Consider the following 16,897-nt stretch of genomic DNA (forward strand, 5'->3'; position numbering starts at 1 on the left):
CGCTCCCTTCGGGTTCAAGCGGCCGTTTGCGTCCTCGAGACCCAGCTCGCGTTCTCCTGCACCACTGGCGCTGTCATCGTCCTGCCCGTGGCCTCGCGCGTGACGCGCTGCCCCAGTTCACGGGCCAATACTTCGCGGTCACAGGCATCCTCGCACAGCGAGATGGTGATGGCCGCGACGCAGTTGCTGATCATGCTGGTCAGCGCCCGCGCCTCCGACATGAAGCGGTCGATGCCGACGAGCAGCGCCACGGCGGTCACGGGCAGATCCGGCATGACGGAGAGGGTCGCGACGAGCGCGACGAAACCGCTGCCGGTGACACCTGCCGCCCCTTTTGACGTCAGCAGCATCAGTCCGAGCATCGCCGCGATCTGCCCCCAGGACAGGTGAATGTCGCAGGCCTGCGCGATGAAGATGGAGGCCAGGGTGAGATAGATGGCGCTGCCGTCGAGGTTGAAGGAGTAGCCCATCGGCAACACGAGCCCTGACACGCCTTTGCGGCATCCGAGCTGCTCCAGCTTGCGCAGAGCGGAAGGCAGCGCCGGCTCGGACGAGGACGTGCCGAGCACGATCAGCAGCTCTTCCTTGAAGTAGCGGATCGTCTTCCACAGGCTGAAGCCGTTCAGCCGTGCCAGCGTACCAAGCACGACGACCACGAAGAAAGAGCAGGCGATATAGAAGGTCAGGATCAGCAGTCCGAGCGAGCCGATCGAACGGATGCCGTAGCGGCCCACCGTGAAGGCCATGGCCCCGAAGGCGCCGAGCGGCGCGAGCTTCATGATGAAGCCGAAGGATATGAACAGTACATGAGAGAATGAGGCGACTGCGTTTGTCACCGCGACACCACTATCGCCGGCTCGGCTCAGGCCGAAGGCGATCAGGATCGAGACCAGCAACACCGGCAGCACTTCACCGTCGGCGAACGCCCCGAAGAATGAATGCGGGATGATGTGCAGCATGAAGTCCGTAAATCCGGTCGCCCCTGCCTGCTTGCTGAATTTCGCGGCCACCGACGGATCCAGCGTACTGACCGCAACATGCATGCCCGCCCCCGGCTGGATCAGTGACACGGCGATGAGCCCGGCCAGCAGTGCGAGCACCGTCAAGAGGTAGAACAGCGCCATGGACTTCACCAGCGTGCGGCCGACCTCGCGGGAATCGCTGATGCTGTTGATGCCGCTCACGATGGTGCAGAACACGATCGGCGCGATCATCATCTTGACTAGCTTGACGAAGCCGTCGCCAAAGGGCTTCAGCGCGGCGCCGAATTCGGGCCAGAAATGGCCGGTGAGGACACCCAGCGCGAGGCCGATCAGCACCTGAACATAGAGAATCCGGTAGAAGGGTTTCCCAGCCTCGGTGCTCGCGTGGCCGACCAGCGCTTCCTTGTGCATTCTCGTCTCTCCCATGGCTTAGATTTTGTGATGGTTTCGGAAGCGGCGGGCTTCAGGCCGCCAGCACCGAATGAGGCACGTGCGATCGACGGGCGAAGACGTGGCCCTCGAAGATCCGCCGGGCGGTCCGCAGCACCCTCGCAACCGGGCCGGGCTCCAGCCGAACCACGAGCTGGCCGGAGGGATGGGCAAGCGTGATCGGCAGCGGGGGCGCCAGTGGTCCGACCATCTCTGCTGCGATCGTCCCTGGCGTGACGCACGCCGTCGCGATCGCGACGGCGCCGGTCACCGCCAGCGCGCTATGGCAGTCATGCGGCATGAAGTACCTGGCGTTCAACGTCGCCTCGCCCCCGCGCGCGATCAGGACCGGCTTCGGGATCACCATGTTCGCGGAGTCCGGAAAGCCCATTCGCCGTCCAGCCTGGATCCGCAGGGCTTCGAGTCGCGCGCGAAAGCCGTCGTCTGCGAAGTCCGAGGGAGCCTCGCGGCCGGTCCATCCCAGATCCGCCGCGCGGACCAGCATGACCGGCATCGCCGCGTCGATGCAGGTCACATCGATTCCGTCAATGCGATCGACCGGTCGTCCGGTGGGCAGGAGGCGGCCGGTGCGTGCGCCGGCCGCGTTGGGGAACGACAATTCGATCGGCGCAGCCGTTCCCGGGACGCCGTCGATCCGCGCCTCGCCGTCGTAGGTCACGCGCCCCCCCGGGGTCGGAACGGTCGCATCAATCAGCTTGTCCGTGTTGACGTTGTGGATGCGCACATGGGTGCGATCTGCAGCGGCGGCGACCAGCCCGGCTTCAATTGCGAATGGCCCTACTCCCGCCAGCATATTTCCGCAGTTCGGGGAGGTGTCGACGACGCCTTCGCGAACGCGCACCTGGGCAAACAGGTAGTCGACATCGGCGCCCGGCACCGATGCGGGTCCAACGATCGCGACCTTGTTGATGACGGCATTGCCGCCGCCGATTCCATCGATTCCAAGATCGTGTCCCCCTCCCATCACAGACAGCAGGATCGCGTCGCGCAGTTTGGGGGCGACGGGAAGATCGCGGGCCAGGAAAAATGGCCCGCGCGAGGTGCCTCCGCGCATGACCACACAGGGAATGGCAATCTGTTCGTTCATGGAGCTCTTCCGTCGGGGTCAATTCGCCCGAACCAGAACATCCTCCGCCAGAACTCTTTTGTAAAATGCAAATATCTGAGGTATTATTCCGGTTATCGGAATAATGGAGACCGGCCAATGAACGCAGAACTTCTCGACCTCAAGGCGTTCATCACAGTGGCGGAGACGGGAAGCTTCGTGCGCACCGCCAGGGCGCTGAATCTGTCGCAGCCGGCGCTGAGCCGACGCATCCAGAAGCTGGAAGAAGGTCTCGGCGCGCCGCTGCTCGAACGCTCGACGCGCCACGTCAATCTCACCATGACCGGCCGTGATTTCCTGCCGAAGGTGCGCCGCCTGATCGACGAGTTCGAGACCTCGGTGCTCGCCATCCACGACATCGGCGCGCGAAGTTCGGGCCTCGTCTCGGTGGCTGCAGTGCCGACCGCGGTGTTCTATTTCCTGCCGCGGGCGATCGGCCGGTTTGCCGAAGCCTATCCACGCATTCGCATCCGGATTCTCGACATCGGCGCCAATGAGGGATTGGAAGCGGTCGCGCGCGGAGAAGCCGACTTCGGCATCAATTTCATCGGTGCGTCACATGCCGAAATCGAGTTCGAGAAATTGGTCGAGGATCCCTTCGTTCTGGCCTGCCGTCATGACCATCCGCTGGCATCGCGCAAACAGGTCACCTGGTCGGAGATCGTGCCGCACCGGGTCATCACCGTTGGTCGCAACAGCGGCAATCGCGCGCTGATCGACAATGCGCTGGCGCGGCACGGCCTGCAGCTGAACTGGTCCTATGAAGTCGCTCACCTCTCCGGCTCGCTCGGCCTCGTCGAAGCGGGACTGGGCATCGCCGTGCTGCCGAGGCTTGCGACCCCAGCGGCCGGTCATCCCATCATCCACACCATTCGGTTGAACGAGCCGGAAGTGTCGCGGACGATCGGCATCGTGCGCAGGCGCGGGGCTACACTATCCCCTCATGCGAGCCAGTTTCTCAAGATGCTCCTCGAGGCGTGGCACGAACCTTCCGGGACAAGTGGGCAAGACAAGCCGCGGACCCGATCGGCTCAGGCAAACTTGAATCGCGTTTCGGCGGGCCGGAAGGGGAAACGCCGATAGCTCAGCGGCGCAGCACCGTTTCCATCTCGCGTCGGAAGTTCCTCGGACCGGCCCCGCCCTTTTTCGCAGGCATTTCGGCTCCTCCGGCCGCAGCGGCGTCGTCGTCAGCCGGCTGCGTTGCGTTCGGTCTGCATACCCCCTACAAAAGCCGATCTTCGCCAGTCGCGAGCGGGTGAGGAATTGCGTATGGTCGGGCGACCGGGAAGCCGGATTGATTGCCGCGAATTGATGCGGCGATTGGATCGATGCGCAGGTTAAGCATCTCCTCCCGCGCAAGGCCCACGACCTAGGTCTGACAAGATGCCGCTAGATCGGCTCACCGCCATGCGCTAGTGTTTTATACGACCGGTTAAAAACACCGGCCGTTTGAGGGAGAAAAACGTGAGATCCAAGGTTATTGGCGCAGTGTCACTGGCGGTCGCTGCGGTTGGGCTGTTCGCGGTCGCTGCACCCGCCTTTGCGCAGCAGAAGACGATTACGGTCTGGTGGGGCAAGGGCTTCTATCGCTCCGAAGACGACGCGCTGATCGATACGATCAAGAAATTCGAAGCCAAGACCGGCATCAAGGTCGAATTGTCGCAATACGCGATCCAGGACATGATTCCGAAGACGGTTGCCGCGCTCGACGCCGGCACCGTGCCCGATGTGGCCTATTCCGATTCGTATGACGTGCAGGCGCAGGGCAAGTGGGCCTACGAGGGCAAGCTCGAGGATCTCTCGGACGTCATGGAGCCGATCAAGGACCGGTTCGTGCAGAACACGCTGGACGCCTCGATCCTCTATAACGACGTCCTCAAGAAGAAGGCCTATTACGGCTTCCCGCTGAAGCAGCAGAGCATGCACGTCCAGATCTGGAACGACCTGCTGGAGAAGGCCGGCTTCAAGCAGAGCGACATCCCGAACGACTGGACGGGCTACTGGACGTTCTGGTGCGACAAGGTGCAGCCGGGGATCCGCAAGGCCACCGGCCAGCGCATCTACGCCGTCGGCCAGCCGATGGGCGTTGAATCCACCGACGCCTTCCAGTCGTTCTACACCTTCATGGACGCGTACCACGTCAAGCTGGTCGACGACGACGGCAAGCTCCTGGTCGACGATCCCACGGTTCGCGAGAACCTGATCAAGGCGATGAAGGACTACACCGACACCTATATCAAGGGCTGCACGCCGCCCTCCTCGACGACCTGGAAGGATCCGGACAACAACGTCGCCTTCCACAACAAGACCATCGTCATGACCCACAACTTCACGATCTCGATCGCGGCGAAGTGGTTCGAGGACTCGCAGAACCAGGCCCTGACCCAGGAGCAGCGCGACGCCGGCAAGAAGGCCTATGAGCAGGACATCATCACGGCGTCCTTCCCGAAGGCTCCGGACGGCTCGACCATCCGCTACCGCTCCGACGTCAAGACCGGGCTGATCTTCACCGCGGCCAAGAACAAGGCGGAGGCCAAGCAGTTCATCAGCTTCCTGCTCCAGGAAGAGAACGTCCGTCCCTATATCGAGGGCGCACTCGGCCGCTGGTTCCCGGTGACGAAGGAAAGCCAGGAAAGCCCGTTCTGGCAGGCTGACAAGCACCGCAAGGCCGTCTACACGCAGTTCAAGGGCGGCACCGCAGCGTTCGACTTCACCAAGAACTGGAAGTTCACGATTCTGAACAACGAGAACGTCTGGGCCAAGGCGATGAACCGCGTCGTCAGCGAGAAGGTCCCCGTCGACAAGGCCGTCGACGAACTGATCGCACGCATCAAGCAGGTCGCGGGTTAATATCTACCCTCCCTCTTCCCGTTCTTACGGGGAGAGGGTCGGGGCACGGGGCTCTATCCGCGAGTTGTGCGCGCGGTGAGTCCTGTACCCCCTCACCCGGATGCGTCGGACGATGCTTGCATCGCCGGTGGCAATCCGACCTCTCCCCGCAAGCGGGGAGAGTTTCAGATTTGAGAAGAGTCCGAAAGAATGGCGATCACGCTCTCTGGCGATCAGGCACTCCCCGGCCCGCCCCTGTCGTCGCGGCTGACCCCGGCGCAGGTCTGGGGCATCATTCTGCTCGCGCCCTATCTGCTGGTTTTCCTGGCCTTCGTCGTCTATCCCGTCTGCTACGGGCTGTGGCTGGCGCGGGACCCTGCGAACTATGTCGCGCTGTACAACGATCCGATCTTTGCGCGCGCCGCGATCAACACGCTGATCTTCCTGGTCATCGGCATCAACGTCAAAATGCTGATCGCGCTGTTCCTGTCCGGCTTCTTCGCGCAGCAGCGCACCTGGATCAAATGGCTATCGGTGATCTTCATCCTGCCCTGGGCGGTGCCCTCGATCCCGACGATCCTGTCGGTGCGCTTCATGCTCAATCCCGAATGGGGCGTGATCAACCACCTCATCTTCTCCTTCACCGGCGATGACGGCCCGAACTGGCTGAACGACCCGACCGTGGCGCTGACCATGGCGATCGGTGTGCATATCTGGAAATCGCTGCCGTTCTGGACGCTGATCCTGATCACCGGACGCCTTGCGATTTCGCACGACCTGTTCGAGGCCGCCGAGGTGGACGGAGCGAGTTGGTGGCAGAAATTCCGCTACATCACCTGGCCGTCGATGCAGACGCTCTACGTGACCTGCACGCTGCTCTCGATGATCTGGACGCTGGGCGATTTCAACAGCGTCTACCTGCTCACCGGCGGTGGCCCGGCCGACCTCACGCACGTGCTGGCGACGCTCGGTATCCGCTATCTCCGGCTCGACCAGCTCTCGCTCGCGATGGCCTCCATCGTCTGCGCGATGCCGTTCGTCCTGCCGCTCGTGTATTTCATGATGAAACGGTTGTCGCGATGAAGCTTCCCTCTCTCCGTGACGTCGCGACGGAAGCGCGGCTGCTCCTGATCGGCATTCCCGTCTTCCTGTGGACGATGATCCCGATCTACCACATGTTCCTGTTCGCGATCTCGCCGAAGGAGGACGCGTTCTCGGGCAAGCTTTGGCCGGACCATCCGACGCTGCACAACTTCGAGATCGTGTTCAAGCAGCAGCACTACTTCCTGCGCGATTTCTACGTCCAGTTCTGGAATTCGACGCTGATCGCGGCCGCCGTCGGCGTGCTGACGCTGTTCATCGCCACCGCCGCGGCGTTCTCGATCTCGCGGCTGAGGGTGCCGGGCGGGCGCATGGTGCTGAACCTCGCGCTCTTCACCTATTTCATCCCCGCGGCGTTCCTCGCGGTGCCGATGTATCGCACCATGGGCAATTACGGCCTGCTCAACAATCACTGGTCGCTGATCCTGGCCATGGTGACGATCGCCTCGCCTTACGCGATCTGGGTGCTCAAGCAGGCCTCCGACAAGCTGCCGGTCGAGCTGGATGAAGCCGCGGTCATGGACGGCGCCACAACGATGCAGATCTTCCGCCTGGTCTATCTGCCGCTGATGATGCCCTCGCTGGTCGCGATCGGCACCTATGCGGTGCTGCTGGCCTGGAACGAATATCTCTACGCGTTCCTGCTGCTCTCGAACGACCGTGAGATCACCCTCCCCGTCGCGCTCGGCAACTTCCTCGCCGCCGACGACTCGCCGTGGGAGCTGCTCATGACCACCGGCTTCATCTACGCGCTGCCGCCGGCCGCGGTCTATTACGCCTTCCGCCGCTACATGGTGGGTGGGCTCACGGCAGGTGCGGTGAAGTCCTAGGCATCTACGGCGCGCTTCCTGCGACAGGAGAGCAGAAGCGCGATCTGGCGCCAGCGATTTCAAGGCCATTATCGGCGGCACGACCGACTTTCAGACGACGCTGTCGCGGGGCAGGATCTATGTTTTGCGGGCGGGCGCGGCAAGAGGGGGTGTTGGGTGCCATGAGAACGATGGCCGCTCACAGCGGCGCGGCGCTCTCGCCCTGCGAGCTCGACAGCTTCGAGGCCAGCGAGGCGATGACGATGACGACCGCGATCAGGGCGATCACCAGCGTGCAGATCGCGTTGATCTCGGGCTTCACGCCCAGTCGCACCTCCGAATAGATCCGGATCGGCAAGGTGGCCGAGCCGGGGCCGGTGGTGAAGCTCGCGATCACGAGATCGTCCAGCGACAGCGTAAAGGCCAGCATCCAGCCGGCAACGATGGCGGGCGCGATCAGCGGCAGCGTCACGGCCACAAAGGCCCGGACGGGGTCGCAGCCGAGGTCCATCGCCGCCTCCTCCAGCGAACGATCGAGCGAGCCGAGACGGGACTGCACGACCACCGCGACAAAGCACATCGTCAGCGTGGTGTGGGCGATCGTCACCGTCCAGAAGCCGCGCTCGGCGTTCAGCGCCACGAACAGCAGCAGGAGCGATAATCCGGTGATCACCTCCGGCATCACCAGCGGCGCATAGAGCATGCCGGAGAACAGCGTGCGGCCGCGAAACCGCTCGCCCCGCGACAGCGCCACGGCTGCGAGCGTGCCGAGCAGCGTGGCGATGGTCGCGGAGGCAACCGCGACCCGCAGGCTCATCCAGGCCGCCTCGATCATGGCGCGGTCATTGAAGAACTCGCGATACCAGCGCAGCGACCAGCCGCCCCACACCGTCACCAGGCGCGAGGCGTTGAAGGAATAGAGCACGAGGATCAGGATCGGCAGGTAAAGGAACGCCAGCCCCAACGCCAGCGAGGCGATGTTGAAGCGGGACAGGCGGGTGACCTTGCGCATCATCTCACCGCCTCTGTTCGAGTTGCCGCTTCTGCAGGCGCTCATAAAGCAATAGCGGCACCAGCAGAACGACGAGCAGCACGATGGCTGCCGCGGAAGCGACCGGCCAGTCCTTGTTGGTGAAGAATTCGAGCCACAGGGTCTGACCGATCATCAGCGAATTGGAGCCGGCCAGGAGATCCGGAATGACGAATTCGCCGACGATGGGGATGAAGCACAAGAGCACGCCGGCACCGACGCCGGGCAGCGACAGCGGAAAGGTGACGAGCCAGAACACCTGCCAGGGCGGCGCGCCGAGCTCGGAGGCCGCCTCCTCCAGCGCCGGCTCCATCTTGGCGAGCGTGGCGTAGAGCGGCAGGATCATGAACGGCAGATAGGAATAGACGATGCCGATATACATCGCGGTCTCGGTGGAGAGCCACACCACGGGCTGGCTGACCAGATGCAGCGCCAGCAGGATCTGGTTGAGCAGGCCGTCGTGCTGGAGAATGTTGATCCAGGCATAGATGCGGATCAGGAACGAGGTCCAGAACGGCACGATCACCAGCACCATCGCCACCGCCTGCCAGCGTGTTGGCAATCGCGCCATGCCATAGGCGATGGGATAGCCGATCAGGAGCAGCAGGGCGGTGGCCGTGATGGCGACCGTCAGGCTGCGCACATAGGCAAACACGTAGATGTCGTCGGAGCCGAGCAGTTTGAAATTGTCGACCGACAACGAAGCGAATGCCGCCTTCAACGCCTCCCATCCCGCCGTCGGGTCGAACACGGGCTCGTAGGGCGGCTGCGCGATCGCGGTCTGCGACAGGCTGATCTTGAGCACGAAGGCGAACGGCACCAGGAAGAACAGCGCCATCCAGACATAGGGTGCGATCGCGGCAAAGCGCGCCGGCCGCGCGAAGATGCGACGGGAGCTCATGACGGCAGCACCACGCAATCGTCGGGCGTGAACCAGGCGACGACACGCTGGTTCATGCTGTAGGCGTCGGCGTCGATGCGTGCGCTGTTGGCGAGTGACGCCTGCAGCAGCCCACCGGTATCGAGCTTCACCTTGTAGGTGGTGGTGCCACCGAGATAGCAGATGTCGGCGATGACGCCGTCGAGGGCGTTGATCGCGCTTTCACGACCGGCCTCGCTGACCGGCGCGCGTCGCGACAGCTTGACCTTCTCGGGGCGGATCGCGACCGAAAATCTTCCCGCGCCGACCGGCTCCCGCGGCTCGGCCACCACCAGCGCGCCCGCGTCACGCGTGCCAATGACCAGACGATGACCGTCGCGCAATTTGGACTCGCCGTCGAACAGATTGATGTCGCCGACGAACTCCGCGATCCAGCGCGAGCGCGGCGCCTCGTAGAGCTCGCGGGGGCTCGCGACCTGGGCAAGCTTGCCTGCTTTCATCACCCCGATCCGGCTCGCCATCGTCATCGCCTCCTCCTGGTCGTGGGTGACGATGATGAAGGTCATGCCGAGCCGCCGCTGCAGTTCCATCAGCTCGCTTTGCGTGCTCTCGCGCAGCTTCTTGTCGAGCGCTGCGAGCGGCTCGTCGAGCAGCAGCAGTTGTGGCCGGCGCGCCAGGGCGCGGGCGAGCGCGACGCGCTGGCGCTGGCCGCCGGAGAGCTGGTCCGGCTTGCGCTTCTCCAGCCCTTCGAGCTTCACCAGCCCGACCATCTCCGCTACGCGCGTGGCGGTCTCGGCGCGCGCCATGCCGGCGCGCTTCAGGCCGAAGGCGATGTTGTCGCGCACCGACAGATGCGGAAACAGCGCGTAGTTCTGGAACATCATGTTGATCGGCCGCTCATGCGGCAGCGCCTGCGCAATATCCCTGCCACCCAGCAAAATGCGCCCCTCGTCCGGCGCCTCGAAGCCGGCGAGCATGCGCAAGAGCGTGGTCTTGCCGCAACCGCTGGGGCCCAGCAGCGCGAAGAACTCGCCGGCCTTGATATCGAGCGACACGCCGTCCACGGCCCGGAACGTGCCAAAGGTCTTGGCGACGCCCTCGATGCGTAGCAGCGGCTGGCCCGCGGCGGGATGTGCATCTCCGGCGGCTGCATCCGCCGCCAAATTCGTTCCGGGCAACTCTTCCGCCATGATCCCTGCCAACCCCGATTCCGCCGCACGCTAGCGGCCGATTGGCCTTTGCTCAACCGCTACGGGGACGATCGTTCGCATCAAACCGCCATGAACGCAGCCAGCGCGTCACGGTCGGCCGTCGACATGGTCAGACCGAGCTTGGAGCGGCGCCACAGGACATCGTCCGGAAAGCGCGCCCATTCGTGGGTCAGGAGATAGCGCACCTCCGCGCCCGCCGAGCACGGCGGACAATCGAGAACCATAGGCCGCAACCAGGCGCTGGGCCTCTGGCTCCGAAAGGAAGCGCCAGCGATCGCGCGCGAGGTCGACCTCGGTGTCGAAACGATCCCAGGCGAAATCGCCACCGGGCAGCGCAGCGCCGGCGGTCCAGGGCGGCGACATCGGATAGAACGGGGTCAGCTTCGTCACCGCCCGCTCCGCGCGCAGGCGCGAGGTGGTGACATCGCCGCCGAACATCGTCAGCAGCGGCGCCTTGCGCCGGTGCGCGTGGAACAGCGTCGCGCCCTCGCGCCCGCGCGCGCACGCCAGCGCCAAATTGACGCCCGAGACGGTCCGGACCACGTCGGTCGGGGCAACGCGTTCGCGGAAATAGCGGCTCGCGGCCTCGCAGAGATAGCTGACATCGGCGCCCGGCATCGCGACGATGGCGGGGTCACCGGTGAAACCGTGCGTGACCGTGCCGATCAGCGTGAAGTCGCGCTCGAAGGGCCGGGCGAAGATCAGCCGCCCGTCATTGTTCTGGAAGACATAGACGTTTTCAGAATCGAACAGGCGCGGCACGACGATCTGGCTCATCTGCATGGCCGCCATCGCCGGTTGCCGCTGACGCAGCACGGTGTCCGCGACCACCGCGGTCCAGGCGCCGGTGGCGTTGGCGAGCGCCCGCGCGGTGACGATACGGCGATAGCCACGATCGATCACCGCGAGCCGCCAGGTGTCGGTTCGATCGGCACGGACGCAGCGCGCCCCGGTCCGGATCGCCGCGCCACGTTCGGCGGCATCAAGCGCCGTGAGTACCACCAGGCGGGAATCGTCGACGACGCAGTCCCAATATTCGAACGCCGTGCCGAACGGACGTCTCAGCGCGTTCCCGACCGGATGATGGGTGATGTCGAGAGTCGCTGACGGCGGCAGACCGCCCCGGTTGGTGAGGCCGTCATAGACGTAGAGACCGGCGCGCAACAGCCACGGCGGACGCTCGTCGGAATGCGCAGGAATCACGAAGCGCATCGGCCGGACCAGGTGCGGCGCGATCCGGAGCCAGATCCGGCGCTCTGCGAGCGCCCGGCGCACCCGCCAGAAGCCGCGGCGCTCCAGCACCGACAGGTCGCCATGGATCAGCCGCGGCGTCGCCGACGACGCAGCGCCGGCGAGATCGCCCTGTTCGAACAGAATCACGCGCAGACCGCGCCCGGCCGCATCGCGCGCCAGGCTGACACCGTTCAGGCCGCCGCCGATGATCGCAAGATCGTAGTCCGCCATGAAACCGTCGAGAGCGAGCGAAAAACCGCTTAACCCTCACTAGAGCCATTTCCGTTCCGATGAAATCGGAACGGGGCTCTGGATTCCTATTTTGATGCGCTTTCTTGACGCGAACCGGTCTCCACTTCGCTGGAAAACGCTCTAGCCGGCCTTGAGCGCAAGCTCCATGGTCTCGGCGCGGCCGACGAGATCGCCGTATTTGCCGATCGGCAGGGGCTTGCCGAGCAGATAGCCCTGCACGCCGTCGCAGCCCTCCTTGGCGAGGAAGGCAAGCTGTTCGAGCGTCTCGACGCCCTCGGCGATGATCGACATTTCGAGACCGTGGCCGAGATCGATCACGGCGCGGACGATCGCTGCCGATTGCGGGTTGCGGCCGAGATTGATGATGAAGGCGCGGTCGATCTTGATCTTGTCGAACGGGAACGCCTGGAGATAGCTCAGCGAGGAATAGCCGCTGCCGAAATCGTCCATCGAGATGCGAACCCCGAGCGCCTTGAGGCGACGCAGCAGCGCCAGGCCGCGATCAAAATCCTCGATCAGCACGCCCTCGGTGATCTCGAGCTCGAGCCGGCCGGGGGCAAGGCCGGTCTCGATCAGGATGGAATGGACGAGGCCAACCACATCGCCGTGCATGAACTGCGCCGGCGACAAATTGACCGCGACCTGGAGCGGCTTCGGCCAGGACGCCGCCTCGCCGCAGGCCTCGCGCAGGATCCACTCGCCCATCTCGACGATCAGGCCGCTCTCCTCGGCGATCGGGATGAATTCGGCCGGCGAGACCTGGCCGCGCACCGGATGCTGCCAGCGCGCCAATGCCTCGAAGCCGATGATGTCGCTCTCGGCGACGCTGTGGCCCGCGGCACCTTGCGGCTGGAACGCGAGCGAAAGCTCGCCGTTCTTGATCGCCATCGAGAGGTCCTGGTGCAGCACGCGGCGATCGCGGATCTGCTGGTCCATCTCCGGCTGGTAGAGGCTGATCGTGCCGCGCGACTTCTGCTTGGCACGGAACAGTGCCGCGCCGGCATTGGCCAGCAGCGAGGCGCCATCCGCGCCATTATGCGGAAAGATCGACATGCCGGTGGTGATACCGGCACGGACCGGCCGCCCATCGATCTGGAACTCCTGCGCGACGGCATCGCCGATCTGCCGCGCGAGCGCGAGGCCCGCTTCCGGCTGCTTGCCGTCGATGATCAGGCCGAACTCGTCGCCGGACAGGCGCGCCACCACGCCGCCCCGCGCGGAGTCCTGGAGCCGCTGGGCCACCTCGACCAGGAGCTTGTCGCCGAGCGCATGGCCGAAGACGTCGTTGACCTCCTTGAGCCCGTCGAGGTCGACGCAGAGCACGGCGAACTCCTCGCCGGTGCCTTCGCAGGCCTCGATCATCTGGGTCAGCGCCTGCAGGAAGGCGGTGCGGTTCGGCAGATCGGTGAGACCGTCGTGATAGGCCATGTGCGCCATGCGCGACTCGGTCTGCCGGCGGTCGGTGACGTCTTCATGGGTCTTGATCAGGTATTGCGGCTCGCCGCCGTCGCTGAGCACGGTGGCGCGGCGGGTCAGGAACAGCCGTAGGCCGTCCTTGGTGGAGATCGGGTGTTCCTCGGTGATCATCCCGCGCTTCTTGATCGCCGCCTCGTCGCGGGCGATGATCAGCTTGGCTTCCTTTGGATTGAAGATGTCGGACGCGGTCAGGCCTGTGGCTTCCTCGCGACGCCGGTTGAGGATCGTCTCGGCGCTGCGGTTGGCGAGTAGGTAACGACCGTCCTCGACCTGCTCCACGATCAGCGCGACCGGGATGTTGTCGACGACGAGCTCGAGGAATTTCTTGGTGCTTTCCAGCTCCTGCGACAGCGAGCGGCGGTCGGTGATGTCATCGAACACCAGCAGCAGGAATTCCGGCTTGTTGCTCTCGCTGCGGACGACGATCCGGATCGAAGCCACCATGCGCCGCTCGCCGCCGCGGTCGACCTCGAACTCATTGCGGAACTGACCATCCGGCGCCTCCAGCGCCGCCCGGTCGGCCGCCTCGATGCTCGCTGCCGAGCCCGGCGCAAACAGCTCCCGCGCATTCCTGCCGACGGCGTAGTCCCGCGACAGTCCCCAGAACCGCTCGCAGGCGCTGTTCGCGAAGATATAGCAACCATCGTCGATGTTCTTCGCAGCCACGCAGGCCGGCACATGGTCCAGCACCGATTCCAGGAACTGCTTGGTGGAGGCGAGCTGCCGCGACAGCTTGCGCTGGTCGCTGACGTCGAGATGAGTCGCCACCGATCCGCCGTTCGGCAGGATGAAATATTTCACCAGGATGGCCCGGCCGTCGGGCAACTCGGTGATCAGCCCGTTGGGGCTTGCCGCCTTCTCGTAGAATTCGTCGTCCGAGACGCCGAGGACGCCTCGCTTGCGCCTGAGCTCGAGGATGTCGTGGCCGTTCATGCCGGCCCACAGGTCCGAGCGGGTCAGGCCGTAAATGTCGAGATAGCGGTCGTTGCAGAAGATGATGCGCCGCTGCGCATCGGTCATCACCACGCCCTGGTTGAGATTGTTCATGGCGGAGGAGACGAAAGCGTTGCGCCGCAATTGCAACCGCCTCGTCCGGCGCAGCGCCGAATGGACCCACAGCGCGACGGCCGCCAGGAACGCACAGACGACGATGCCCGCAATCAGCACTTCCCAGATCAGGTTGGGATCGAGCTGGCCGATGTAGCTCGTCGGGGCGAGGCCGTCCGAGAGCGCAAAGGCGCGCGCAGGCGCGACCGCGCTGGCCAGGCACACGACGGCCTGCACAGCAATCGGAAGCGTGCTGCCCTCGTGCCAGTTCTTCTCAGCCATCAGCCACCCGCGATTTCAATGTCGGATTGTCTGGCCTCGCGGGTTTGGATCGGGTAAACGCCTGTACGCGCAACAGAAAAATGCGACGCCAAATGAGCCAATTGCCCTGACATGATAAATGCCTCCTTAATGGAAAACGGCCCCTGGCCCGCGTTCTCAGGTCCAATTCCACCGGCGCTTCCAGCGGACGTCCTGCACAACCATGGATAAGGTCGACTGCATCGTCATCGGAGCCGGCGTGATCGGACTTGCGGCGGCCCGGAGGCTCGCGAAGGCCGGACGCGAGGTCATCGTGCTCGAGGAAGCCGAGGCAATCGGCACCATCACCTCTTCGCGCAACAGCGAGGTGATCCATGCCGGCATCTACTATCGCGCCGGGAGCTGGATGGCGCGGATGTGCGTCAGCGGCAAGCACGCGCTCTACCGCTACTGCGGCGAGCGGGGCATCCCGCACAAGAATTGCGGCAAGCTGATCGTCGCGACCAATGCGAAGGAAACCGAGAAGCTGCAATCGATCAAGGCGCATGCAGAGGCCAATGGCGTGCTCGACATGCAGCTGCTCACGGGTGAGGCCGCACGCGCGCTGGAGCCAGCGCTGGCCTGTGACGCCGCGCTGCTCTCGCCCTCGACCGGCATCATCGACAGCCACGCCTACATGCTCTCGCTGCGCGGCGAGGCCGAGGAAGCCGGCGCCGCTTTCGCGTTTCACACGCCACTGGTCCGCGCCAAGGCCGCGGCCGGCGTGATCGAGGTCGAGGCCGGCGGCGAGGCGCCGATGACGCTGCAATGCAGCCTCCTCGTCAACGCTGCGGGACTCTCGGCGACGACCGTCGCGCGCAACATCGAGGGCATGCCGCTGGATCGGATTCCGCCGGCCTATCTCGCCAAGGGAAATTACTTCAGCTGCAGCGCCAGGGCGCCGTTCTCGCGCCTGATCTATCCGGTGCCCGAGCCCGGCGGGTTAGGAGTGCATTTGACGCTGGATATGGCAGGGCAGGCGCGTTTCGGTCCCGATGTCGAGTGGATCGAGACGATCAACTACGAGGTCGACCCGTCACGCGCCGAGCGCTTCTATCCGGCGATCCGCAAGTACTGGCCGACGCTGCCCGACGGCGCGTTGATGCCGAGCTATTCAGGCATCCGCCCGAAGATCGTGCCGCCGGCGGTGGCCACACAGGATTTCCTGATGCAGGGGCCGCGCGATCACGGCGTCGCAGGCCTGATCAACCTGTTCGGCATCGAATCGCCGGGACTGACGTCGTCGCTCGCGATCGCCGATCACGTCGCCGAACTCGCAGAGATCTAGCCCACGCGCAACGATGCGCGCGCGTTGTCGTGCCTCGCAGCAGGGATGAGCGCAAAGGCTCCCATCCCTGCCTTAGAGGGTACGATCAACTCAACACTGTTACGGGGGTTGCTAGTGGAGCGTATCGCCTTGCTTCAGACGCTCGATCTGGTCCTTGACCATCAACTTCCGGCGCTTCAACTCAACAATTTGCAGGTCGTCTGTTGAAAGGTGCACGAGAGCTTCGTGCAATTCGTTTTCGAGAAGTTTGTGTTTCCGCTCCAATTCAACCAGATGTGCCTGAATTGTCATTCGAAACCTCCTCGGTAGGGTTGAACCTCAGGATTCGATCCGGACGGCGAAGTCTACATCACCGATTCGTTCTGTCGATGGGTATCCGTCGTCGCAATGTCATTTTTGAAAATTCATATGTAATGAAGCGTGAGTACGGAACTCTGCGGGAAAAATCCATGATATCAATGCGCTCGCGCAGCGCCGCAGCGAACCGTTGAATATCTTGCGGGAGATCGGTGCGCGACAGCCCGAGATCGCTTGCGGTCACGCCGCGCAAGGACGATAATTTCCACAGGGCATCCACAGCCCAGATCCCACGCCTATCGGTTTTCGGCCACCGCAGACATGACCCATGAAGAGGAGCGTGAGCTCGAAGCCGAGCTCACCCGGTTGCAGCAGGAACACCGAGATCTCGATGCCGCGATCGATGCATTGCATCAATCGCCTGCCCCCGACCTATTGCGGTTACAGCGGCTGAAGAAGCGCAAGCTGTTGCTGCGCGACCGCATCGCGTTCATCGAAGACCAGATCACGCCCGACATCATCGCCTGATCGCGTCCCGCGCGACGGTGACGCCGTGCCTGAATCCGCTTGACTCGAAAAGAACAAAATAGGAACATCCCTGCGCCC

At 64.2% G+C, this 16,897-nt stretch carries 14 protein-coding genes and 1 pseudogene; 6 read left to right on the top strand and 9 right to left on the bottom strand.

What is annotated here, in order from left to right:
• Positions 1 to 14: 14 nt before the first annotated feature.
• Together dctA and ACNJYB_RS31440 are read right to left on the bottom strand one after the other, a co-directional pair.
• Positions 15 to 1,394, bottom strand: coding sequence for a C4-dicarboxylate transporter DctA (gene dctA, locus ACNJYB_RS31435; RefSeq protein ID WP_439370408.1), 1,380 nt, complete (start codon positions 1,392 to 1,394; stop codon positions 15 to 17).
• Between the two features lie 52 nt (positions 1,395 to 1,446).
• Positions 1,447 to 2,520 (bottom strand): 4-oxalomesaconate tautomerase, encoded by a 1,074-nt coding sequence (locus ACNJYB_RS31440; RefSeq protein ID WP_439370409.1) that lies wholly within the window; start codon positions 2,518 to 2,520, stop codon positions 1,447 to 1,449.
• Between the two features lie 117 nt (positions 2,521 to 2,637).
• On the opposite strand from ACNJYB_RS31440, the gene ACNJYB_RS31445 reads away from it, so the two are divergent.
• The 4 genes from ACNJYB_RS31445 to ACNJYB_RS31460 all read left to right on the top strand — a co-directional run bounded on the left by ACNJYB_RS31445 (position 2,638) and on the right by ACNJYB_RS31460 (position 7,298).
• Positions 2,638 to 3,621, top strand: a complete 984-nt coding sequence (locus ACNJYB_RS31445) for a LysR substrate-binding domain-containing protein (RefSeq protein ID WP_439370410.1) — start codon at positions 2,638 to 2,640, stop codon at positions 3,619 to 3,621.
• A 381-nt stretch (positions 3,622 to 4,002) separates the two neighbouring features.
• Complete coding sequence (locus ACNJYB_RS31450) at positions 4,003 to 5,388, top strand: ABC transporter substrate-binding protein (protein ID WP_439370411.1); 1,386 nt, start codon at positions 4,003 to 4,005, stop codon at positions 5,386 to 5,388.
• 189 nt (positions 5,389 to 5,577) lie between these two features.
• Complete coding sequence (locus tag ACNJYB_RS31455; protein ID WP_439370412.1) at positions 5,578 to 6,450, top strand: carbohydrate ABC transporter permease; 873 nt, start codon at positions 5,578 to 5,580, stop codon at positions 6,448 to 6,450.
• The gene (locus ACNJYB_RS31460; RefSeq protein WP_439370413.1) at positions 6,447 to 7,298 is read left to right on the top strand and encodes a carbohydrate ABC transporter permease; all 852 of its coding nucleotides are present in this window, start codon (positions 6,447 to 6,449) and stop codon (positions 7,296 to 7,298) included. The genes ACNJYB_RS31455 and ACNJYB_RS31460 overlap by 4 nt, the downstream gene beginning before the upstream one ends.
• Positions 7,299 to 7,476: 178 nt before the next feature.
• Here ACNJYB_RS31460 and ACNJYB_RS31465 read toward each other — a convergent pair whose 3' ends face one another.
• The 5 genes and pseudogenes from ACNJYB_RS31465 to ACNJYB_RS31485 all read right to left on the bottom strand — a co-directional run bounded on the left by ACNJYB_RS31465 (position 7,477) and on the right by ACNJYB_RS31485 (position 14,688).
• The gene (locus tag ACNJYB_RS31465; RefSeq protein ID WP_439375692.1) at positions 7,477 to 8,289 is read right to left on the bottom strand and encodes an ABC transporter permease; all 813 of its coding nucleotides are present in this window, start codon (positions 8,287 to 8,289) and stop codon (positions 7,477 to 7,479) included.
• 4 nt (positions 8,290 to 8,293) lie between these two features.
• The gene (locus ACNJYB_RS31470; protein ID WP_439370414.1) at positions 8,294 to 9,208 is read right to left on the bottom strand and encodes an ABC transporter permease; all 915 of its coding nucleotides are present in this window, start codon (positions 9,206 to 9,208) and stop codon (positions 8,294 to 8,296) included.
• On the bottom strand, positions 9,205 to 10,377 hold the full coding sequence (locus tag ACNJYB_RS31475; protein ID WP_439370415.1) for an ABC transporter ATP-binding protein: 1,173 nt from the start codon (positions 10,375 to 10,377) through the stop codon (positions 9,205 to 9,207). Before ACNJYB_RS31475 ends, ACNJYB_RS31470 begins: the two co-directional genes overlap by 4 nt.
• An 80-nt stretch (positions 10,378 to 10,457) precedes the next feature.
• Positions 10,458 to 11,862, bottom strand: a pseudogene (locus ACNJYB_RS31480) (glycerol-3-phosphate dehydrogenase).
• Between the two features lie 141 nt (positions 11,863 to 12,003).
• Positions 12,004 to 14,688, bottom strand: coding sequence for a sensor domain-containing protein (locus ACNJYB_RS31485; RefSeq protein WP_439370416.1), 2,685 nt, complete (start codon positions 14,686 to 14,688; stop codon positions 12,004 to 12,006).
• A gap of 202 nt (positions 14,689 to 14,890) precedes the next feature.
• Between ACNJYB_RS31485 and ACNJYB_RS31490 the strand changes: the two genes are divergently transcribed.
• Complete coding sequence (locus ACNJYB_RS31490) at positions 14,891 to 15,994, top strand: NAD(P)/FAD-dependent oxidoreductase (RefSeq protein WP_439370417.1); 1,104 nt, start codon at positions 14,891 to 14,893, stop codon at positions 15,992 to 15,994.
• 111 nt (positions 15,995 to 16,105) lie between these two features.
• On the opposite strand, the gene ACNJYB_RS31495 is transcribed toward ACNJYB_RS31490, so the two are convergent.
• Entirely contained in the window at positions 16,106 to 16,285 is a 180-nt protein-coding gene (locus ACNJYB_RS31495) for a YdcH family protein (RefSeq protein ID WP_025034152.1), read from the bottom strand.
• A gap of 58 nt (positions 16,286 to 16,343) precedes the next feature.
• Positions 16,344 to 16,571: a hypothetical protein gene (locus ACNJYB_RS31500; protein ID WP_439370418.1), complete on the bottom strand. Its 228-nt coding sequence runs from the start codon at positions 16,569 to 16,571 to the stop codon at positions 16,344 to 16,346.
• Between the two features lie 41 nt (positions 16,572 to 16,612).
• Between ACNJYB_RS31500 and ACNJYB_RS31505 the strand changes: the two genes are divergently transcribed.
• A complete protein-coding gene (locus ACNJYB_RS31505; protein WP_439370419.1) occupies positions 16,613 to 16,819 on the top strand; it encodes a YdcH family protein in 207 nt (68 codons plus the stop codon).
• Positions 16,820 to 16,897: the final 78 nt, after the last annotated feature.

It is taken from the genome of Bradyrhizobium sp. SMVTL-02 (assembly GCF_051853005.1).
GTDB lineage: Bacteria > Pseudomonadota > Alphaproteobacteria > Rhizobiales > Xanthobacteraceae > Bradyrhizobium.

Excerpts from the sequence above, each read along its gene's own strand:
- dctA (WP_439370408.1), bottom strand. The coding sequence starts at position 1,394 with ATGCACAAGGAAGCGCTGGTCGGCCACGCGAGCACCGAGGCTGGGAAA.
- ACNJYB_RS31440 (WP_439370409.1), bottom strand. The coding sequence starts at position 2,520 with ATGAACGAACAGATTGCCATTCCCTGTGTGGTCATGCGCGGAGGCACC.
- ACNJYB_RS31445 (WP_439370410.1), top strand. The coding sequence starts at position 2,638 with ATGAACGCAGAACTTCTCGACCTCAAGGCGTTCATCACAGTGGCGGAG.
- ACNJYB_RS31455 (WP_439370412.1), top strand. The coding sequence starts at position 5,578 with ATGGCGATCACGCTCTCTGGCGATCAGGCACTCCCCGGCCCGCCCCTG.
- ACNJYB_RS31460 (WP_439370413.1), top strand. The coding sequence starts at position 6,447 with ATGAAGCTTCCCTCTCTCCGTGACGTCGCGACGGAAGCGCGGCTGCTC.
- ACNJYB_RS31465 (WP_439375692.1), bottom strand. The coding sequence starts at position 8,289 with ATGCGCAAGGTCACCCGCCTGTCCCGCTTCAACATCGCCTCGCTGGCG.
- ACNJYB_RS31470 (WP_439370414.1), bottom strand. The coding sequence starts at position 9,208 with ATGAGCTCCCGTCGCATCTTCGCGCGGCCGGCGCGCTTTGCCGCGATC.
- ACNJYB_RS31475 (WP_439370415.1), bottom strand. The coding sequence starts at position 10,377 with ATGGCGGAAGAGTTGCCCGGAACGAATTTGGCGGCGGATGCAGCCGCC.
- ACNJYB_RS31485 (WP_439370416.1), bottom strand. The coding sequence starts at position 14,688 with ATGGCTGAGAAGAACTGGCACGAGGGCAGCACGCTTCCGATTGCTGTG.
- ACNJYB_RS31490 (WP_439370417.1), top strand. The coding sequence starts at position 14,891 with ATGGATAAGGTCGACTGCATCGTCATCGGAGCCGGCGTGATCGGACTT.
- ACNJYB_RS31495 (WP_025034152.1), bottom strand. The coding sequence starts at position 16,285 with ATGACAATTCAGGCACATCTGGTTGAATTGGAGCGGAAACACAAACTT.
- ACNJYB_RS31505 (WP_439370419.1), top strand. The coding sequence starts at position 16,613 with ATGACCCATGAAGAGGAGCGTGAGCTCGAAGCCGAGCTCACCCGGTTG.